Source organism: Glaciimonas sp. PCH181, from assembly GCF_003056055.1.
Lineage (GTDB): Bacteria > Pseudomonadota > Gammaproteobacteria > Burkholderiales > Burkholderiaceae_D > Glaciimonas.
In genome coordinates this window covers 18,561-38,950 of the sequence record NZ_PYFP01000006.1, presented here as the reverse complement: position 1 = coordinate 38,950, position 20,390 = coordinate 18,561, and the positions used below count along the sequence as shown (strand labels likewise).

At 49.8% G+C, this 20,390-nt stretch carries 21 protein-coding genes and 1 tRNA gene; 19 read left to right on the top strand and 3 right to left on the bottom strand.

The features are described from left to right. Positions 1 to 93: 93 nt before the first annotated feature. From C7W93_RS23300 to C7W93_RS23240, 13 genes are all read left to right on the top strand, one after another. Positions 94 to 699 carry an SCP2 domain-containing protein gene (locus C7W93_RS23300; protein WP_108442731.1) on the top strand — a complete coding sequence of 202 codons (606 nt, stop codon included), beginning with the start codon at positions 94 to 96 and terminating at the stop codon, positions 697 to 699. A 153-nt stretch (positions 700 to 852) separates the two neighbouring features. Next, positions 853 to 2,433, top strand: a complete 1,581-nt coding sequence (gene ubiB / locus C7W93_RS23295) for a ubiquinone biosynthesis regulatory protein kinase UbiB (RefSeq protein WP_108442730.1) — start codon at positions 853 to 855, stop codon at positions 2,431 to 2,433. 35 nt (positions 2,434 to 2,468) lie between these two features. Further along, positions 2,469 to 3,101 (top strand): methyltransferase domain-containing protein, encoded by a 633-nt coding sequence (locus tag C7W93_RS23290; RefSeq protein WP_108442729.1) that lies wholly within the window; start codon positions 2,469 to 2,471, stop codon positions 3,099 to 3,101. A gap of 132 nt (positions 3,102 to 3,233) precedes the next feature. Beyond that, on the top strand, positions 3,234 to 4,319 hold the full coding sequence (locus tag C7W93_RS23285) for an ABC transporter ATP-binding protein (RefSeq protein WP_108442728.1): 1,086 nt from the start codon (positions 3,234 to 3,236) through the stop codon (positions 4,317 to 4,319). After that, positions 4,312 to 5,232, top strand: coding sequence for an ABC transporter permease (locus tag C7W93_RS23280; protein ID WP_108442727.1), 921 nt, complete (start codon positions 4,312 to 4,314; stop codon positions 5,230 to 5,232). Before C7W93_RS23285 ends, C7W93_RS23280 begins: the two co-directional genes overlap by 8 nt. A 29-nt stretch (positions 5,233 to 5,261) precedes the next feature. Continuing rightward, positions 5,262 to 6,062, top strand: a complete 801-nt coding sequence (locus C7W93_RS23275; RefSeq protein WP_201747349.1) for an ABC transporter permease — start codon at positions 5,262 to 5,264, stop codon at positions 6,060 to 6,062. Between the two features lie 75 nt (positions 6,063 to 6,137). Further along, the gene (locus C7W93_RS23270; RefSeq protein WP_108442726.1) at positions 6,138 to 7,220 is read left to right on the top strand and encodes a PotD/PotF family extracellular solute-binding protein; all 1,083 of its coding nucleotides are present in this window, start codon (positions 6,138 to 6,140) and stop codon (positions 7,218 to 7,220) included. 138 nt (positions 7,221 to 7,358) lie between these two features. After that, positions 7,359 to 7,751 carry an FmdB family zinc ribbon protein gene (locus C7W93_RS23265; protein WP_108442725.1) on the top strand — a complete coding sequence of 131 codons (393 nt, stop codon included), beginning with the start codon at positions 7,359 to 7,361 and terminating at the stop codon, positions 7,749 to 7,751. A 75-nt stretch (positions 7,752 to 7,826) separates the two neighbouring features. Then, positions 7,827 to 8,462 (top strand): DUF502 domain-containing protein, encoded by a 636-nt coding sequence (locus tag C7W93_RS23260; RefSeq protein WP_108442724.1) that lies wholly within the window; start codon positions 7,827 to 7,829, stop codon positions 8,460 to 8,462. A gap of 142 nt (positions 8,463 to 8,604) precedes the next feature. Further along, the gene (aspS, locus tag C7W93_RS23255) at positions 8,605 to 10,410 is read left to right on the top strand and encodes an aspartate--tRNA ligase (RefSeq protein WP_108442723.1); all 1,806 of its coding nucleotides are present in this window, start codon (positions 8,605 to 8,607) and stop codon (positions 10,408 to 10,410) included. Positions 10,411 to 10,664: 254 nt separating this feature from the next. Beyond that, positions 10,665 to 11,132, top strand: a complete 468-nt coding sequence (gene nudB / locus C7W93_RS23250) for a dihydroneopterin triphosphate diphosphatase (RefSeq protein WP_108442722.1) — start codon at positions 10,665 to 10,667, stop codon at positions 11,130 to 11,132. A gap of 52 nt (positions 11,133 to 11,184) precedes the next feature. Further along, a complete protein-coding gene (locus C7W93_RS23245) occupies positions 11,185 to 12,003 on the top strand; it encodes an endonuclease/exonuclease/phosphatase family protein (protein WP_108442721.1) in 819 nt (272 codons plus the stop codon). Positions 12,004 to 12,118: 115 nt separating this feature from the next. Then, positions 12,119 to 13,282, top strand: coding sequence for a phosphatidylserine/phosphatidylglycerophosphate/cardiolipin synthase family protein (locus C7W93_RS23240; RefSeq protein WP_108442720.1), 1,164 nt, complete (start codon positions 12,119 to 12,121; stop codon positions 13,280 to 13,282). Positions 13,283 to 13,466: 184 nt separating this feature from the next. On the opposite strand, the gene C7W93_RS23235 is transcribed toward C7W93_RS23240, so the two are convergent. The 3 genes from C7W93_RS23235 to mscL form a co-directional block, all read right to left on the bottom strand. Beyond that, positions 13,467 to 14,192, bottom strand: coding sequence for an anti-sigma factor domain-containing protein (locus C7W93_RS23235; protein ID WP_108442719.1), 726 nt, complete (start codon positions 14,190 to 14,192; stop codon positions 13,467 to 13,469). Then, entirely contained in the window at positions 14,192 to 14,782 is a 591-nt protein-coding gene (locus C7W93_RS23230) for an RNA polymerase sigma factor (protein WP_108442718.1), read from the bottom strand. The genes C7W93_RS23235 and C7W93_RS23230 overlap by 1 nt, the downstream gene beginning before the upstream one ends. Positions 14,783 to 15,047: 265 nt before the next feature. Next, positions 15,048 to 15,455 (bottom strand): large conductance mechanosensitive channel protein MscL, encoded by a 408-nt coding sequence (gene mscL, locus C7W93_RS23225; RefSeq protein ID WP_108442717.1) that lies wholly within the window; start codon positions 15,453 to 15,455, stop codon positions 15,048 to 15,050. A 299-nt stretch (positions 15,456 to 15,754) separates the two neighbouring features. Here mscL and petA point away from each other — a divergent pair, with 299 nt between their 5' ends. From petA to C7W93_RS23195, 6 genes are all read left to right on the top strand, one after another. After that, complete coding sequence (gene petA / locus C7W93_RS23220) at positions 15,755 to 16,375, top strand: ubiquinol-cytochrome c reductase iron-sulfur subunit (RefSeq protein WP_108442716.1); 621 nt, start codon at positions 15,755 to 15,757, stop codon at positions 16,373 to 16,375. Continuing rightward, positions 16,375 to 17,781, top strand: a complete 1,407-nt coding sequence (locus tag C7W93_RS23215) for a cytochrome bc complex cytochrome b subunit (RefSeq protein ID WP_201747355.1) — start codon at positions 16,375 to 16,377, stop codon at positions 17,779 to 17,781. The genes petA and C7W93_RS23215 overlap by 1 nt, the downstream gene beginning before the upstream one ends. 19 nt (positions 17,782 to 17,800) lie before the next feature. Continuing rightward, the gene (locus tag C7W93_RS23210; protein ID WP_108442714.1) at positions 17,801 to 18,565 is read left to right on the top strand and encodes a cytochrome c1; all 765 of its coding nucleotides are present in this window, start codon (positions 17,801 to 17,803) and stop codon (positions 18,563 to 18,565) included. Between the two features lie 85 nt (positions 18,566 to 18,650). Further along, the gene (locus C7W93_RS23205) at positions 18,651 to 19,262 is read left to right on the top strand and encodes a glutathione S-transferase N-terminal domain-containing protein (protein WP_108442713.1); all 612 of its coding nucleotides are present in this window, start codon (positions 18,651 to 18,653) and stop codon (positions 19,260 to 19,262) included. Between the two features lie 212 nt (positions 19,263 to 19,474). After that, positions 19,475 to 19,981, top strand: coding sequence for a ClpXP protease specificity-enhancing factor (locus tag C7W93_RS23200; protein ID WP_108442712.1), 507 nt, complete (start codon positions 19,475 to 19,477; stop codon positions 19,979 to 19,981). A gap of 25 nt (positions 19,982 to 20,006) precedes the next feature. Beyond that, positions 20,007 to 20,082: transfer RNA gene (locus C7W93_RS23195), tRNA-Thr, on the top strand. The last annotated feature ends 308 nt before the right edge of the window (positions 20,083 to 20,390 follow it).

Here is a 20,390-nt window from a genome sequence, read left to right as displayed (position 1 = left end):
CCGAGAGATGCGCCGTGCCTTTTAAACTGCTTCTGATAAACTTGGACCGCCCGTAATTGTTACGGGCGGTTTTGTTTTGTGACCCATGGACCTATGATTCTTCCATTACATTTCACGCCTATCACTGCAGCCGTCAATCATCTACTGGCCCAAGAGCCGTGGGCGCTGCGCAAACTGGCCGCACACGCTGGCAAAACTGCTTGTATCGATGGCGGTGTGTTGGTCTTCAAATGGCAAATCACTATTGACGGCTTGTTGCAGGCACCGCCAGCCGATAGTGCGCCAAATGTCACAATTCGATTGAAGTTATCCGATCTGCCGTTGATGGCGCAAAACCCGGACCGTGCATTTTCTTACGTGAATATTGAGGGCGACGCTGATCTGGCGAACGCGATTTCGCAAGTTGGCCGCGGTTTGCGCTGGGATGCGGAACATGATCTAAGCAAATTAGTCGGTGATATTGCCGCAGTTCGGCTGGTTGACGGCGTCAAGACGACTGCGTCGGCGTTTCAGAATACGCACAAAAAATTGGCTGAAAATCTGGCCGAATATTTTCTAGAAGAAAAACCATTGTTAGTACGCCCGCATGCCGTTTCCGATTTTACGCAGGCGGTGACGACCTTGCGCGATGATCTGGAGCGTCTGATCAAGCGTATCGAACGAATCGAGCGCACTCAAAAATCTCTTTTGAAGCCGTAGTCGTAGCGCTAAGTTACCCGTTTCTGGTCGGGTACATGGCGCGGGAGTACAAATTGCCGCAACATGAATCTACGCGAATAATCATTGCGCGTACTGCGCAGCAGGTGTCGAAAGAGGTTTAATGCAACACCCTAAGTTGAAAGTTGATTACCAATGCTTTTGAAATTCTTACGGATTCTAAAAATCGTGCGCGTTGCGGTGCGTTACGGTTTAGATGATATTGCGATCTCCGGCTTCGATACGCCGCGTATCTCAAAGGTGATCAATACGCTGTTGTTTTGGCGCGATTTGTCGGCACCACGCGGTGAACGTTTACGTAAAGCATTAGAAGAGCTAGGCCCGATTTTTGTGAAATTTGGTCAGGTGTTATCGACCCGACGCGATCTGCTGCCGGGCGATATGGTCGATGAGTTGGCGAGCTTGCAGGATCGCGTTCCGCCGTTTAGCTCCGATCTGGCGATTGCGCAAATTCAAAGATCGCTGAAAGCGCATCCGGATGAACTCTTTGCGAGCTTTGAGCGCGAGCCTGTAGCGTCGGCGTCGATAGCGCAAGTCCATTTTGCAACGCTGAAGGATGGTCGGGAAGTTGCGGTAAAGGTACTTCGTCCCGGCATGAAAAAATCTATCGACGAAGATGTCGCGTTGATGCATTTAGCGGCTGAATTGATCGAGAAATTATGGGCTGATGGCAAGCGGTTGAAGGCGCGGGAAGTCGTTGGCGAGTTTGATAAATACCTGCACGACGAACTTGATTTGATGCGCGAGGCAGCAAACGGCAGTCAATTACGACGTAATTTTGCCGATTCTGAATTGCTGATGGTACCGGAAATGATTTGGGACTATTGCTCGTCATCGGTGATTGTGATGGAGCGGATGCATGGCATTCCAATTTCTCAGATTGAGCGCTTGCGTGCCGCTGGCGTCGATATGAAAAAGTTGTCTAGCGATGGCGTTGAAATTTTCTTTACACAAGTATTCAGGGATGGTTTTTTTCACGCGGATATGCATCCGGGTAACATTCTTGTATCGGTTGCCCCAGCGACGTTTGGTCGCTATATCGCATTAGATTTCGGAATCGTTGGCACACTGAATGACTTTGACAAAGACTATCTGTCGCAAAATTTCCTGGCGTTTTTTCAACGCGATTACAAACGCGTTGCAGAAGCGCATATTGAGTCTGGCTGGGCACCGAAAGAAACGCGTGTAGATGAACTTGAGTCTGCGGTGCGCGCTTGTTGTGAGCCGATTTTTGATCGTCCTTTAAAGGATATTTCTTTTGGACAGGTATTGCTGAGACTGTTTCAGACTTCGCGCCGTTTCAATATAGAAGTGCAGCCGCAATTGGTTCTATTGCAAAAGACCTTGCTGAATGTTGAAGGTCTGGGTCGTCAGCTGGATCCCGAACTGGATTTATGGAAAACCGCCAAGCCTTATCTGGAACGCTGGATGAGCGAACAGATCGGCTGGCGCGGCCTGATTCAGCATCTGAAAATTGAGGCTCCGCGCTACAGTAAATTGCTGCCGCAACTGCCGCGGCTAATACACCAAGTGCTGTCGCAAGTTGTCGATGCACCGCAGAATCAACAAAGCGATCTCATGTTGCAGGTGATTGCCGAGCAAAAAAGGACGAATCATCTGCTTGGCGTAGTTGTGTATTTTGGTGGCGGATTGACGGGCGGTATATTGCTCACGTTAATTTTTCAGCGTTGGGGTTATTTGTTATTCCCCGGTTAAACATCATTAATTCCTGTTTAGGACATTAACTCACCATGACTAACCCAATCCCGGCATCTCCGCCAGCAGCGATCCCGTCGTTTACGACGCGTGACCCATCCTTGCCAGAGTTTTGGAGCGAACGCTTTGCACAAGACTTCACTCCGTGGGATAAAGGTGGCGTGCCGCTGGCTTTGCAGGATTACGTCCAACGCACCGCGCCAACCGTGACGTTGATTCCCGGCTGCGGGGTGGGATATGAAGTTGCTTATTTGGACAATGCGGGTTGGGATGTGACTGCGATTGATTTCTCGCCGGAGGCTGTTAGCGCGGCGCAGGCTGTCTTAGGACCTTTGGGGTCGCATGTTGTGCAGGCGGATTTTTTCACCTTTGTTCCTGCCAGACCGCTCGGGATGATCTACGAAAGAGCGTTTTTGTGCGCGTTACCGCCAGCAATGCGTCCTGCTGTGGTTCAGCGCTGGGCCGAATTGTTGCCGCCCGGTGCGATATTGGCCGGATTTTTCTTTTTTGATGCGAACCCCAAAGGGCCGCCTTTCGGCATTGATCGGACCGCGCAGGAACAGTTATTGCTGCCGTATTTTGAATTGCTTGAAGATCATCCCGTGACTGATTCTATCCCCGCCTTTTTAGATCGGGAAAGCTGGCAAGTCTGGCGTCGACGCCTTTGATGGTGCCGAGCGCGCACTAAGATGGTGAGATGCAAGATTGCAACAAAAAAGTCATCGCAGACCATTAAAACCGTACTGTAAATAAGTCCATTTTTGCTACAATCGGCGCTTTGCTTTCCGGGTCAAAAAGACATGGCTTTGCTCGAAATTCGTAACGTTAGTCGCCGTTTCGGTGATTTTACTGCTGTTGATAATATTAGTTTGTCAATTGAGGCGGGCGAGTTCTTTACTTTGCTAGGCCCATCCGGCTGTGGCAAAACGACGTTGTTACGCATGATTGCGGGCTTTGATTTGCCGAACGCCGGGCAAATAATGCTGGATGGCGTGGATTTGGTCGGCATTCCTCCCGAGCGTCGTCCTGTTTGCACCGTATTTCAGAATTACGCGTTGTTCCCGCATATGACGGTGAGTGCGAATATCGCTTTCCCGCTCAAGATGGCGAAAATATCCCCTGAAGAAATTAAAGTAAAAGTTGTAGAGGCGCTGGAAGACGTGCGTTTAGCCGGTTTTGGCGGACGTTACCCGCATGAGTTATCAGGCGGGCAGCGTCAACGGGTGGCGGTGGCGCGTGCGTTAGTGTCACGACCCAAACTATTGTTGCTGGACGAGCCGCTATCGGCGATGGATGCCAAATTGCGCGAGCAAATGCAAATTGAGCTGATCAATCTGCAAAAAGAAGTGGGAATTACGTTTGTCTACGTTACCCACGATCAAAATGAAGCGCTGGCATTGTCGCATCGGATTGCGGTCTTGAATCGTGGGCAAGTCGAGCAATTGGATGAGCCATCGCGCATCTACAGTTATCCCAAAACACGTTTTGTCGCTGATTTTATTGGTACGTGTAATTTGCTTGACGGCGCTATTGAAAGCGTCGATGGCGCAACGATGCAACTTACTGTGGCGGGTTTGGGGCCGGTGACGGCAGCGCTGCCGTCAGATGCGCAAGTTGGACGTAAGGGTACGCTGGCGTTACGGCCGGAAAGAATTCAGATTAGCGCCGCGTTAACACCGAACAGCGCACAGAATCATTTCAAAGGTTACGTCAAAGAATTCCTCTATTCAGGCGACGTCACCGTTTATATCGTTCAAACCGAAGGCGGCGCCAAAATAGAGGCATTACTGGCAAATTCAGCTGCTGGTCGCGCCAAGTTTTTTGAAGTCGGCGACACAGTTGATGTGGCGTGGGGCTTTGACGCAGGACACTTTCTGTATGAATAAGGCGGCACATTCGGCAGCTTCGGCTTCCTCGGCATCTTCGCGCAGCAGGTTGGCGCGCTGGTTGATTAGTGGGCCGCCGCTGGTCTACTTGCTGGTTTTTTTCGCGATTCCAAGTTTGATTATGGTGTTTGCATCGTTTCGCTATGCTGGCGATTACGGTGGTCTTGCGCCTATTTTCGATGAGGTCGGCAAGCTTAACCTGACCTTTGAGAACTACACCCGTTTTGCGTCCGATTTTATATACACCGCGATTTTTTTGAAGTCGCTGATGTACGCGTCGATCACGACTTTTTTCTGTTTGATCATGGCGTACCCGTTGGCAGTGCTCATCGCACGGAGTCCAAAAAAACATCGTGATTTGCTGATATTGCTGGTGATTTTGCCGTTCTGGAGCAATTTTCTGATTCGCGTATATGCCTGGATGATTATTCTGGGGCCGCAATCCGGCCTGACGCGTGCGCTAAATGCGGTGCTGGGTGTGTTCGGCGTACAGCCGGTGACGTTGTTATTTACGGCATTTTCCGTGATTGTTGGCCTGGTTTATGTTCATTTGCCGTTTATGGTGTTGCCGCTTTATGCAAACCTTGAAAAGCATGATGCAGCGTTGCTGGATGCGGCGCAAGATTTGGGCGCATCGGCATGGCAGCGTTTCTGGCGCATCACTTTTCCGCTGTCCTTACCCGGCGTTTATGCTGGCGCGGCGCTGGTGTTCATTCCGGCGCTGGGGATATTTGCGGTGTCCGACATTCTTGGCGGGACCGGCGGCGTAATGATCGGTAACGTCATCAAGCAGCAATTTTTGGAAACCCGCGACTGGCCATTTGGTAGCGTGTTGTCAATTGTGTTGACAGTCGCGGCATTGGGCGTGGCGGGCCTGGCCGTGCTGGTGTCCAGGCCAAGGCGGCAACAGTGATCAGTATCGGTAAATAGAGCAAACGCAAAATGATCAATCTAGAACGACTAAAGGCGGTCAATAAACGTACCTACGCGCTATGGGTAGTCGCCGTGGCGGTCTACGCCTTTTTGTACGTGCCGCTGATTATTGTGATGGTGTATTCCTTCAACGATTCGCAATTGAATGCGGAGTGGGTCGGTTTTACGTTCGACTGGTATCGCAAACTGTTTCATAACGATGAGATGTTAGGCGCCGCGGGCAATTCTTTGATGATTGCCTTGATCGCGAGCGCGGTGTCCACGGTCCTTGGCACAATGGCGGGGTTTGCGATGCATCGCTACAAACTAAAACTGCTGCCGTTGCTGGTGTTGACGCCGATTGCGATTCCCGAGATTTTGATTGGCGTGTCGCTGCTGATTTTCTTTGTGATGCTGAATATTACGTTGGGATTAGTATCGATTACGCTGGCACATATCGCGTTTTGCATCGGTTTTGTGGCGATTGTGGTGCGTTCGCGCTTATCTGGGATGGATGAAAGCCTGACCGAGGCCGCCCGCGATTGTGGTGCGACGCCGATGCAGGCTTTTCGTCTGGTGACGCTGCCGTTGATTATGCCGGGCGTGCTAGCCGGGGCGCTGATGGCATTTACGCTATCTATCGATGATTTTGTGATCACCTTTTTTACCGCCGGGGCGAATGCTTCGACCTTGCCGCTGCAAATTTACTCAATGATCAAAATCGCGGTCACACCAGAGGTGAATGCGGTGTCGACGTTGTTGATGGCGCTGACATTATTTCTGATTATTGTCGCTTCCAAATTAGCGCCTAATGCGCTGCGCTCCTCTTAATTTTCTGGATTAGCGCGTGAAGCATTTGCATCGTTCGCTCTTATTGTTTGCCACCCTTTATCCTTAAGGATTGCCATGAAAAAAATGTTTTCCACCGCTGCATTGCTAGTTGCCGGGATTGTTTGTGCGACTGCTGCAATTTCGGCGCAGGCTGCCGATGAATTGCATTTGTACAACTGGAATAACTATATTGCACCCGAAACGGTGCAGCGTTTTGAGACATTTTGCAAATGCAAAGTGGTCCAGACGTACTACGGCGACAATGAAGAAATGCTGGCGAAACTGGCGGCTGGCGCAAAAGGTTATGACATCATCGTGCCGACCGGTAATGCGTTGGATGCACTGATTAAGCAAAAGGCATTGAAGCCGCTGGATAAGGCTCAATTGCCGAATTTGAAGAACGTGAATCCAGCGTATATGAATACCGATTTCGATAAGGGAAATCAATATTCGGTGCCGTATGCTTACACCATCACGTTGCTGGGTTATAACGATCAAAAAGTGAAAGAACTGGGTATTCCGGTGGATAGCTGGGCGACTATTTTTGATCCGGCAATTCTGGCGAAGATCAAAGGGCGCGTTACAGTATTGGATTCGGCGAATGAGTTGTTTGCCGCCGCGATGAAATATCGTGGTTATTCTGCTAATGATACTGACGAGAAGCATTGGGAAGAGGCCCAGAATGTGATTTTGCGCGCCAAGCCTTATTGGGCAGCGTTCAATGGCACAAGCTATATCAAGGAATTGACGGTTGGCAATATTTGGGTGGTGCATGGCTATTCCAGCGATATTTTCCAGGCCGATGTGGATGCGCAAAAAGCAGCGCGTAAATTCCATATTCGCGCTGCGTTGCCAAAAGAAGGCGCTGTGTTGGCGCTCGATAGCATGGTGATTCACAAGGATGCGCCTCGCCCGGATTTGGCGCTGAAGTTTATGAATTTTATGTTGGATGGCAAAAATGCGGCTGAACTGACAAATCTGACCGGCACTGGCAGTCCTAATGCCGCAGCCGCGCAGTACACCAAGCCTGAGATTGCTAAAAATACGGCGATTTTCCCGGCCAAAGAGACCGTTGCCAAACTGGAAATGCTGAAAGATCTGAACGGCAAACAACGTCGCGCCCTGAACCGTTTATGGACTGAAATTCGGGCGCGTTGAGCGCTGTATCTGATTGCCGAGCAGGGGTATTCATCTGAGAAACGCTGCCCGCAGCTCGGGCAGCCGAATCGCTGCGGTGAAAGTTCCGTAAAAACCTTTATAATTCAGGGTTTTATACGCTTTTTGCGGAGTTTTACCATGCCAATTTATGCCTACCGTTGCGACGCTTGCGGTTTTGCGAAAGATGTATTGCAAAAGATGTCGGACGCGCAGTTGACCGTATGCCCAACATGCCAAAAAGAGACCTTTAAAAAGCAAGTCACCGCTGCCGGATTTCAGCTAAAAGGCACTGGCTGGTATGTCACCGATTTTCGTGGTGGTGCAGCTACCGGTGGGCCTGCAGCAAAAGGCGCGACGGATGGTGCATCATCGACCAGCACTGAGGGCGCAGTTGCAGCAGCACCTGCAGCTGGCGCTGCGTCGTCAAATAGCGAGTCGAGCGCATCCAGTTCATCGGGCAGCGCCGCGACCACCACAACAACGCCCGCCAGCACCACGACGAGTAAAGCATCTTCCCCCGCAGCAACCTGACAGCACTGCGGCAAACACCCTAACAACTGTCTTGGGTCAGGCTGACATTCTCAGCCTGACCTGATAAAGAAAATCATGCGCAAATATTTCATTACCGGTCTATTGGTTTTGGTCCCTCTGGCGATTACGCTTTGGGTTCTTAATCTGATCATAGGGACAATGGATCAGTCGTTATTGTTCTTACCGATGCAATGGCGGCCAAAGGCGCTGGTTGGCTTTAATATTCCAGGCCTCGGCACTATCCTGACGTTGTTGATTATATTTTTTACAGGATTGGCAACCCATAACTTTATCGGCCGCCAGGTTGTGGCGGTATGGGAAGCGGTGTTGACGCGGATACCGGTCGTCAATTCCATCTATTCCAGTGTTAAACAAGTCTCGGATACATTATTTTCGTCATCGGGAAATGCTTTCCGTAAGGCGCTGCTGGTGGAGTATCCACGGCAAGGCTCCTGGACGATTGCTTTTTTGACAGGCGTGCCCGGCGGCGATGTAAAAAATCATTTGCAAGGTGATTACGTCAGTGTGTACATTCCGACAACGCCGAATCCGACCTCAGGATTTTTTCTGATGGTGCCGCGTGCGGATACCGTGGAGCTGAATATGAGCGTGGATGAAGCATTGAAATACATCATATCGATGGGCGTCGTGTCGCCACCGGTGCATCTGGAGAGAAAGCGCGTTACCGACGCCGGCCAAATGACGCGTTAATTGATGCTTTAATCGCGCCTTTGTGCCCGCATCCCTGCATATCCACGTGTTGCTGCTGGCAAGATCAGCCCCACTTATAGTCTCTCAGTAGCATTGACTGAGTAATATTGAACTTAACACCTGAACTTCGGAAGAATTGAATATGTCCATGCGAACCCATTATTGCGGCCTCACCACTGAGGCACTTCTTGATCAGACCGTCAGCCTGTGCGGTTGGGTACATCGCCGCCGCGACCATGGCGGCGTTATTTTTATCGATCTGCGTGACCGCGAAGGTTTGGTACAGGTGGTCTGTAATCCAGAGCAGGCTGATGTCTTTAAAAATGCTGAAGTCGTGCGTAATGAGTTCTGCCTGCGCATCACTGGCGTGGTGCGTCACCGCCCAGACGGTACTGTCAACACTAATCTGAAATCAGGCAAGATTGAAGTGCTGGCAGAAACGTTGGAAGTGTTGAATCCTTCCGTGACGCCGCCGTTTCAGTTGGATGACGACAATCTGTCGGAAACCACCCGTTTGACCCATCGTGTACTGGATTTGCGTCGTCCGCAAATGCAAAACAATCTGCGTCTGCGCTACAAAGTAACGATGGAAGTGCGTAAATTTTTGGATGCGAATGGCTTTATCGATATCGAAACACCGATGCTGACTAAGTCGACTCCAGAAGGTGCGCGGGATTATTTGGTGCCTTCACGCGTTAACGCCGGACATTTCTTTGCGCTGCCGCAGTCGCCGCAGTTGTTTAAGCAGCTGTTGATGGTGGCTAACTTTGATCGCTATTATCAAATTACCAAATGTTTCCGGGATGAAGATTTGCGCGCTGATCGTCAGCCCGAATTCACCCAGATCGATTGCGAAACATCGTTTATGTCCGAGCAAGAAATCCGTGACATGTTCGAGGGAATGATTCGCCTGGTATTCAAGAACGCACTCGATATCGATTTGCCGAATCCGTTCCCGGTAATGGATTTCGCTACTGCGATGGCGCTGTACGGCTCGGATAAGCCGGACATGCGTGTCAAGCTTGCTTTCACCGATTTGACCGAAGTCATGAAGGATGTCGATTTCAAGGTTTTCGCAGGTGCCGCGAACATGGAAAACGGCCGTGTAGTTGGCTTGCGCGTGCCAGGCGGCGGTGCGATGCCGCGTTCAGAAATTGATGCTTACACGCAGTTCGTCGCCATTTACGGCGCACGCGGTCTGGCATATATCAAGGTCAACGAAAAAGCCAAGGGCCGTGATGGTTTGCAATCGCCGATTGTTAAAAATCTGCACGATGCAGCATTGGCGCAAATCCTTGAACAAACTGGCGCAGAAGATGGCGATCTGATTTTCTTCGGTGCTGACAAGGCTAAAGTCGTCAATGATGCGATCGGTGCGTTACGCGTCAAGATCGGTCATAGCGAGTTCGGCAAAAAAGTCGGTTTGTTCGACGATGCATGGCGTCCGCTGTGGGTGGTTGATTTCCCGATGTTTGAATACGATGAAGAAGGCGCACGCTGGAGTGCTTGTCATCATCCGTTCACCGCACCGAAAGACGGGCATGAAGACTATCTGGAAACAGATCCGGGCAAGTGCATTGCAAAAGCCTATGATATGGTCTTGAATGGTTGGGAATTGGGTGGCGGATCGATCCGTATTCACCGCGCTGAAGTACAAAGCAAAGTATTCCGTGCATTGAAAATTGATGCCGAAGAAGCGCAATTGAAATTCGGTTTCTTGCTGGATGCATTGCAATATGGCGCGCCGCCGCACGGTGGTCTGGCGTTCGGTCTGGATCGTATCGTCACCATGATGACCGGTGCCGAATCGATTCGTGACGTGATCGCTTTCCCTAAGACCCAGCGCGCGCAATGTTTGCTGACACAAGCGCCATCGGTAGTCGAAGAAAAGCAGTTGAAAGAATTGCATATTCGTCTGCGTGCACCAGAAGTTAAAGTCGTCTCGTAAAAGTGATTTCTGCGCGATAAACGCCTTATGTTTATCGTGCGGGGGCAAAAAAGCGCGGAAAACCGCGCTTTTTTTATGGGGCTGAAAAATCGGTTTATAGTTGACCGTTGTGTCATTGATTGCAGTATTTTTGCATTTTTTACGCAGACCTGCCGTGAGAACCTATTCTGAGACGCATCGCGCAAAAACCGCGTTTTTCAGCGCTGTATCTAGGTTTGTTGATCAATAAATAATCGTTATTGGCTACCCTTTGCATGCATAAAATTCCCGAATCCGTTCTCGTTGTTATCCATACAGTTGATTTGCAGGTGTTAATGATCGCGCGCGCGGATAACCCTGATTTTTGGCAGTCCGTGACGGGGTCGAAAGACTACGCTGACGAACCTTTGATACAAACGGCGATGCGCGAAGTGGCGGAAGAAACCGGGATTATCGTTGCCGATGATCAAGTCCCGCTGTCGCATCTGCGAGACTGGCAACTTTCCAACGTTTATGACATCTATCCGATGTGGCGTCATCGTTATGCACCGGGGGTGACTAAAAATACCGAATACGTTTTTAGTTTGCAGGTCCCCGCGGACATCAACATCGTATTGGCGCCGCGTGAGCATGTAGATTATCGTTGGTTGCCGCACAGAGAGGCGGCCGATCTATGTTTTTCGCCTTCGAATGCAGAGGCGATATTACAACTTCCGCATTATTTGCATGATGTGAAGGCATAGTTACTCTTGCTTCATCTCCCAGGTACGCTGTTATTTCACTCAGACCGAAACCATGAAAATACGCATTGCGACCTACAATATTCATAAAGGCGTTTCATCTTTCGGCAGCCGTCCGCGTGTGCATGCGTTAAAGCAAGCGCTGGCACTGATGGAGGCGGATGTTTTTTTTCTGCAAGAGGTGCAAGGACGCCATGATTTGATGGCGGCGCGGCATTCAGCACATTGGCCAGAGCAGTCGCAGCAGGATTTTCTTGCTGGTGATTCTCATCATGCTGCGTATGGCATGAATGCCGTGTACGACCATGGCCATCATGGAAATGCGCTATTAAGCCGCTTTGCTATTGCCTCTCAAAGTAATCAGGATGTGTCTGACCACGCTTATGAGGCGCGCGGTATTTTGCACTGCGTCCTACATACTCCGGAAGCCGATGTGCATTGCTACGTGGTACATCTGGGTTTGTTTGGCGGTGGTCGTCGCCGACAAACGGCAGCGCTGATTGAGGCGGTACGCAGTTCTTCGCCACCGGACGCGCCGTTGATTATTGCGGGGGATTTCAATGATTGGGGAAATCGGCTGAGTGAGTTATTACGTGAGCGTTTAGGCGTTACCGAAATTTTCGACGAACGCATTGCGGTGCATAGTCTGGGCTATTATTTGCGCAAATGGGTTGGGCGCGAGCAGACTTCCAAAACGCATCCGACGGCCAGCATCAAGCCGGCGCGTACTTTTCCAGCAGCGTTGCCATGGTTAAGGCTCGATAGGATTTATCTGCGTGGCTTTGCGGTAGAATCAGCGCAGGTATTGCATGGTCCGGCGTGGGCGAAGTTGTCGGATCATGCGCCGATTGTGGCGACGTTGCAGTTGAAATAGTATCGCGCCGTTATTCTCGTTTAGTGAACACTGACAAGCGAGAAAAGCGTGCACAATGCGCCTCCCTTAGTCCCTAACAAATTCCCCTCATGACGATCCGCCTTTTGTTTCGCCCATGCGCTCGGTAAGTTTTACCGCTGATAATCACATCCATCTTTTGGAAAGTGGCGCAGAGTTTTTCCCTGCGCTGATTGCCGCCATCAATGCGGCGCGGGATGAGGTTTATCTTGAAACCTATATTTTTGCCGCCGATGAGACCGCCCTGGAAGTGAAGGCGGCGCTTAAAAGTGCCGCGAACAGAGGCGTGGCCGTCAGAGTTGTCACCGATTGGCTCGGCACCGGACGCGCGCGCTGCAATTTGCTGGAGGAGGAATTTCTTCATACTCCGATCAAACATCGCGTCTTTAATCCCTGGTTTCGCCGTGGCATGGTGCGCATGCATCGCAAGTTATGCGTCGTAGATCGCCAGATCGCGTTTGTCGGTGGCATTAATATTATTGACGACATGTTTTCCGATGATTCTCAGCATGTGCCATTACCCGCCCCGCGCTGGGATTTTGCGGTGCGCATCACCGGCCCGCTGGTATTGGCGGTGCATACCGAGTTAGAGGCCCAATGGATGCGCATGGGCGGACTAAAATTGCGCGCGCGCTGGCATGAGTTCAAGCGCACCCGGACGGGCGTCAGCAGCCCCTCTCATGGCCCGGCATTGGCGGGTTTGGTGATCCGCGATAATCTGCGCAATCGGCGCACTATTCAGCGTGCCTATATGCAGGCATTGGGGAAGGCGCATGAAAGTGCGTTATTGGCTAATCCCTATTTTGCGCCGGGCCGCAAATTGCGTTATGCATTAGTGGCAGCAGCGCAGCGCGGCGTGCAGGTGACATTGCTGTTAGGTGTCGGGCATTATCGTTTGCAAGACGCCGTGACTCATTCTTATTATCCGAAGCTGTTAAAAGCGGGGATCAGAATTGTCGAATATCGCAAGACCGCGCTGCACGCCAAAGTAGCTGTGGTGGATGGCGCCTGGGCGACAGTGGGTTCTAGCAATTACGATGGTTTGAGTTTGTTGGTGAATCAGGAAGCTAATGTCGTGATCCACGATGCGGTCTTTGCATCGACGTTGCGACAAAAAATTGAGGCGGCGATTGCAGAGGGCGTAGAGGTGAAGTTGTCGGATTTTGGCAATATGACTTGGCCGCGCCGGTTTTGGTATGGCTCGGCTTTTTTCGTCTATCGTTTTGCGATGCGCATTATTACCATGGGCAATCGTCAATGATCATCAACAATCATCCATAGCGCGTCATTGGTCTTGTATTAGCGAAGGCAAATATTTTGGCGCGCTCATTTTTACTATGAAGGGTGATTCGACTGGCCTAAAAAAAGCGGCGCACCTTTCGATGCGCCGCTTTTTTTATTTCAACATTTCAATATTTCATTATTGCTATGGTGCAATATTTATCCTAAATCTGAACCCAGGCACCTTTGAATACTACAGGTCCGGTCGGTCCATTCGGATTTGGCGAGCCGCCCTTTGGTTCTAAGGTGACCGCCAGCAAAGGTATTGACTGCGGCGTGGCGTTAGCTGGCAAAGGCAAGGTCACACTGCCATTCGCAGCAACCAGACCCAGCGAGCGCGGTGGTCCTTCTTTTGGTACGGCCCACAACTCTAAACTCTTGTCAGCCGCGACCAATTGCGGTGCGACAACTTTAACCACCATTTGGCCATTCAGTCCGGCCGTCACCACGGCAATCGGCGCTGCTTTGTCATCACTTAACATCGCGATGTAAGAAGTTGTCGGACCGACAGGAACCGGTGCCAATTGCCGCGTCAGCAGCAGCGATACTAAAATCAATGCCGCCGTAGTAGACACCAGCCCCAGCCCACGCCAGAAATTCAAGTCTTCGCGCAGCGATAGCCAGAATGCCGCCTTGCGTTTGCGAGCGGCAATAATTTGCAGATCGAGACGTTTTTCAATGGTGGTCCAAACCTTAGGCGATGGCTTTGCCTCTGGGGCGAGTTGCGCCATTGGATGCAAGCGATCCTGCCATTCGGCCACGGTGAGGCGCAAGGCTGCGCTGTCGGGCAGGTAGCTTTCAAAGCGGCGACGTGCTCCGCCGCGTAACGTGCCAAGCACATACTCTGCTGCTAATTTATCAACTAATGCTTGGTTGTGAAGAATATTCATTAAATGTGCTCCAGCTTCCCGAGACAAGTCCGTAAACGTTCTAATCCGCGTCGGATCCACGTTTTTATGGTCCCGATGGGGAGCTTCATTTGATCTGCAACTTCGCTGTGCGACAGATCATGATAAAAAGACAATGCTATGGCTTGCCTATGCAAGCCTTCTAGCTTTGCCAGACAGGTCGCGAGTGCCTTTGAGTCAGCGCCTAATTGCAGCGCTTCTAATGGCGTAGGATCAGTACTCTCCATCGCCGTAATAACATCTTTGTCAAACGTATCTGCATCGATCTCCACGTCATGATCGGTGCGACGCAGGACATCGAATGCTTTGTTACGCACGATCGTCGTCATCCAGGTCATCGGCGCAGCGAGGCTGGCTTGATAACTCCCTGCGTTGTTCCAGATGTTGATAAAACTCTCTTGTAAGACCTCTTCGGCTGCTTCTCGCTTAACTAATATACGCAGCGCGAAGCCAAACAGTTTCGACGATGTTGCATCGTACAAGGATCGAAAGGCGCTGGCGTCTTTATTGGCAACGGCGGCAAGCCAGATTTTTAGTTGTGCCGGTTGTAGTTCTGGGGAAGACAATTCGATTTCCTTCGCAAGATATTGGGTGATTCAGCATGTGCTTAATATCCGGAGGAGGGCCGCCCACAGTGTCGGACTGCCCATAACGGAGCACTCAGGTGCTAACGTAGGTGTTGTAATGCGTGCAGGGGATTAGATTAGCGCATGCATGTTGAGGGAGCAACTTTTTATTGTTATTTTTATATATTTCACTCTGAACGCGTCCAATAAAAAGCCCGTTGATTTAACGGGCTTTGACGTTTCCGCAGTACTTTTCTTGATTAATTGTAATTTACTTATTTTTTAATGCGTCGCGAATTTCACGCAATAAGACTGTGCTCTCAGGATCGGCAGCAGGCGGTGTTGCTGTTCTGACCTTATTAACCAGGCGCACCATTTGAAAAATGATGAAGGCCAGAATCAGGAAGTTGAGCAATATAGTAATAAAATTACCATACGCCAATACCGCGCCAGCTTTTTTCGCTTCGACCAGTGTCATGGTCGTCGCTTGTCCATTGAGCGGAAAGTAGTAATTCGAAAAATCCAGACCGCCAAAAATTCTGCCAATAATCGGCATGATGACGTCCTGTACGAGAGAGTCGACAATTTTGCCGAATGCGCCGCCAATGATGACCCCGACGGCCAGATCAATGACATTGCCCTTGACCGCAAACGCCTTGAATTCTTCCAACATACTCATAATGGGTTTCTCCAGAGTCAATTGTTGTAATAAAACCCTATTTTATATCGGGCTTAGATTGACATGCGCATTAAGGGGGAGTTTTTTAGGCATCTAAGAGGGGCAGTAGAGGGAGAACCATTAGTTTGACGCCGAAAAAAAAGACGGATTGTGCCCATTCCCGGCGGAAATGAACGACAATTGCCGCGAAATTAAGTTGCAGAGTATCTATTTTCTTTAAAACAGCGTTCAGCTTCGATATAATCTAGGGTTGCTAGAAGTTTCACGCAGGTTTCGTATTTTGACTGATTGGGGTTGGTATGAGTAACGAAAAGCAGGTCGATTCAGGTCGACGTGGTTTGCTCGTCGCTACGTGTGCGGCGGGTGGCGTGGCTGGATTGGCCACAGCGGGGGCCTTTGTGTCTACCTTCCAGCCGTCGGAGCGTGCAAAAGCTGCGGGGGCGCCAGTGGAAGTAGATATCTCCGGGATTAATCCTGGAGAAATGAAAGTCTTTGAATGGCGCGGCAAGCCAGTGTGGATTATGAAACGCACACCGGAACAGATGAAGGGACTGGAGCATACCGCTTCTGAAGTCGCTGATCCTGAATCGCTCAAGCCATACACCATGGATCTTCCCGACTACTGCAAAAATAAGTCGAATAATCGCGGTCACGTCGGTCACGAATCAACATTGGTGCTGGTCGGTATTTGCCCGCATCTGGGTTGTTCTCCATCATCAAAATTCACACCTGGTGCGCAAGCTTCGTTGCCGGATGATTGGGAGGGAGGCTTCCTCTGCCCATGTCATGGCTCGACTTTCGATCTGGCCGGTCGCGTATTTAAGAACAAGCCTGCTCCAAACAATCTCGATGTTCCGCGTCATATGTATTTGTCGGATACCAAGATTTTGATTGGTAAAGACGAGAAAGGTGAGGCTTAATCATGGCATTCCACGAAAAGAAGCTACCGGCCAATGCGCCGATGGCTGATAAAGCGCTAAATTGGGTTGACGCCCGTTTTCCGCTGACTTCCACCTGGAAGGCACACCTTTCCGAATACTACGCACCAAAGAATTTTAACTTCTGGTATGCGTTCGGCTCGCTCGCACTATTGGTGCTGGTGATTCAGATCGTTACCGGTATTTTCCTGGTGATGCATTACAAACCAGATGCAACGCTGGCGTTTGCTTCGGTTGAATACATCATGCGTGATGTGCCTTGGGGTTGGTTGGTGCGTTATATGCACTCAACTGGCGCATCGGCGTTTTTCATTGTGGTTTATCTGCATATGGTACGCGGCCTGTTATACGGCTCATACCGCAAACCGCGTGAACTGGTATGGCTATTCGGCGTCGGCATTTTCTTATGCCTGATGGGCGAAGCGTTCATGGGTTATTTGTTGCCATGGGGTCAAATGTCGTATTGGGGCGCACAAGTTATCGTCAACCTTTTTGGCGCGATTCCTTTTATCGGTCCTGATTTGTCGCTGTGGATTCGTGGTGACTATGTTGTGTCTGACGCAACACTGAACCGCTTCTTCTCGTTCCATGTCATCGCTATTCCTCTGGTATTGATCGGCCTTGTTGTCGCGCATATCATTGCATTGCATGAAGTTGGCTCGAACAATCCTGACGGCGTTGAAATTAAAGACACCGTGGACGCTAAAGGCGTTCCGCTGGATGGTATTCCTTTCCATCCTTACTACTCAGTGCATGATGTCATGGCAGTTGCCGTGTTCCTGATTGTCTTCAGTACAGTCGTATTTTTTGGTCCGGAAATGGGTGGTTATTTCCTTGAGTACAACAACTTTGTTCCAGCTGATTCGCTCAAGACGCCTCCGCACATCGCACCAGTCTGGTATTTCACGCCTTACTATTCGATTCTACGGGCTGTGACCTCTGACTTTATCGTCTATCTGCAAGCCGGTGTTGCTGCTTTTGTCGTGTTGCTATGGTTGAAATCGAACCTGGCTTCTATCGTTAAAATAATTGCAACAGTGGTTGGTCTGGTAATTATTGGCGCGATGTTTGTCTTTGATGCGAAGTTCTTTGGTGTCGTGATGATGGGTGTTTCTGTGGTGATTCTGGCAGGCTTGCCTTGGCTGGATCACTCCAAGGTCAAGTCGATTCGCTATCGTCCGAGCTGGCATAAATACATCTACATCCTGTTTGGGATTACTTTCGTGATCCTTGGCTATTTGGGTGTACAACCACCATCGGCTATCGGTTCAGTTGTCTCGAAGGTGTGTACTTTCATTTACTTTGGCTTCTTTTTGTTGATGCCATGGTGGAGCGCAATGGGTACATTCAAGAAAGTGCCTGATCGCGTTACTTATCATCCGCACTAAGCCGCAAAGAGGACATTACATGAAATTGCTAAAAAGTTTGATTGCGACTCTTGTGCTGCTGCCAGCGCTTGCTTTTGCGAGTGAAGGTGGTTATCCGTTGGATAAAGCGCCGGATCGCACCAAAGACATGTCTGCTTTGCAAAGTGGCGCCAGGCTATTTGTGAATTATTGCTTGAATTGCCATTCGGCAGCATCAATGCGTTATAACCGTCTTCGTGACATCGGTTTGAGCGAAGATCAGATCAAGGCCAACTTGCTGTTCACCAGTGATAAAGTCGGTGATTTGATGCACGTCGCGATGACGGCGAAGGATGCTAAAGAATGGTTTGGCGTCGCGCCACCGGATTTGTCGGTGATTGCACGGGCTAAAGCATCTGAAGCTGGATCTGGCCCGGATTGGCTCTATACTTATTTACGTACCTTCTACAAGGATGACACCCGTCCGACTGGTTGGAACAATATGGTATTCCCAAGCGTTGCCATGCCGCATGTTTTTTGGGAGCTGCAAGGCGTTCGTACTGCCAAGTTTGAAGACGTTAAAGATCCAGAAGAAGAAGGCAAGGTCGAACATAAGTTTTCTAAGTTCGAACAAGTAACTCCTGGAACAATGACGCCTTTGGAATATGACACCGCAGTCGCGAATCTTGTCGGTTACCTGGAGTGGATGGGCGAACCATCACAAAATACCCGTAAGCGTTTGGGTGTGTGGGTTCTGCTATTTCTTGGGTTATTCTTCGTTTTGGCATGGCGCTTGAACGCGTCGTACTGGAAAGACGTGAAGTAATTTTTCATGCCCGCGTTTTTGCGGGCATGCGTTTTAGGGTGAGCCGTATCGTGCCTCACCCTTTTGTTTTTAAGGAACTATAAAAATGATGGTTCTCTATTCAGGTACAACCTGCCCATTTTCGCAACGCTGCCGTCTCGTTTTGTTTGAGAAAGGTATGGATTTTGAAATTCGCGATGTTGATTTATTCAACAAGCCGGAAGATATCTCGACCATGAACCCTTACGGCCAAGTGCCGATTCTGGTTGAGCGTGATCTGATTTTGTATGAATCCAATATCATCAACGAATACATTGACGAGCGTTTTCCACATCCGCAATTGATGCCGGCAGATCCGCTGATGCGCGCACGTGCACGTCTGATGCTATTCAATTTTGAAAAAGAATTGTTTGTTCACGTCCACGTTCTGGAAAATGAAAAAACCAAAGGCGCAGAAAAAAGTCATCAAGTTGCGCGCGCAGAAATTCGTGACCGCCTGACGACGCTGGCACCTTTGTTCTTGAAGAACAAATATATGCTGGGTGATGAATTCTCGATGCTGGACGTTGCGATTGCACCGTTGCTGTGGCGTTTGGATCATTACGGCATCGAGCTATCGAAGACTGCCGCGCCGTTGATGAAATATGCCGAGCGTATTTTCTCGCGTCCAGCCTATATCGAAGCACTGACGCCGTCAGAAAAAGTGATGCGTCGTTGATTTTCAGATGTCGATAGTTGGAACTAATAGACGGCTTTAGTCGTCTGTTGAATCTGTCTCGTGCAGTTGCTAGTTAGTGGCTGCACGATTTGGTTTAGGTGGTTTATTTAGCCTTGCCGTAATGTGCAGTATCTTAGTATTGCAGGTCACCTGTCGCAGACTCTGCATATACAAAATCTCAAGTCCACATTTGTATTTCATTTGTATCGATAATGTCAGAAACCTCTACCAAACCTTACTTGTTACGTGCCATTTACGAATGGTGTACCGATAACGGCTTCACACCTTATCTGGCAGCCCAGGTCGATGCGAACACGCGCGTCCCGCAACAGTTCGTTAAGAATGGTGAGATCGTTCTCAACATCAGTTTCGAAGCAACCAGCAGTTTAAAAATGGACAATGAGTCCGTTAATTTTAGTGCTCGGTTCGGTGGTGTTGCGCGCGAAATTTCAGTGCCGGTCGATAATGTTATCGCAATTTACGCGCGTGAAAATGGACAAGGCATGGCATTTGAAGTGACTAAAACCGATACGAAGGGCATTGCCGCCGACGAGAAAAGTGCGCCGCCTAAAGTTTCTCCGATGGCGATCGTACCCACTCTGACGTCAGTACCATCGTCAGGTTCGGCTTCGGAAGATAAAGTTAATCACACTGATCCAGAAAAAGATCCAGAACCGCCAAAAAAAGGTGGAAGACCTACCCTAACTAGAATTAAGTAATGTATAATTCTGTTCTCGCACTTTTGCTGGCTTAGCTCATCTGGTAGAGCACCTGACTTGTAATCAGGGGGTGGCGGGTTCAAGTCCTGCAGCCAGCACCAATATTTAAAAGGCCCACAGTCATGTGGGCCTTTTTCGTTTACTCCTCAAATATCTCCTTGCTTCGCAATTCGTGTTGTGCAGGTGTAGTATCGCTAAAACTAAAAAAGATGCGATGCTTTACCGACGAATTTATCTCAATGCTAAATCAGCCCCACTCAAAGGCGCGTTGCATATCTGCGAATCGGCCCTGAATCAAATCTACTAAAAGGTCCGGCTGTTATTTTCGCTGAAGTCTCCGTTGGTTTAATATTGGCTGGTCCAATGCAGAGTTAGAGACCTAGTTACGATTGTCATTACCCTCTAAGGG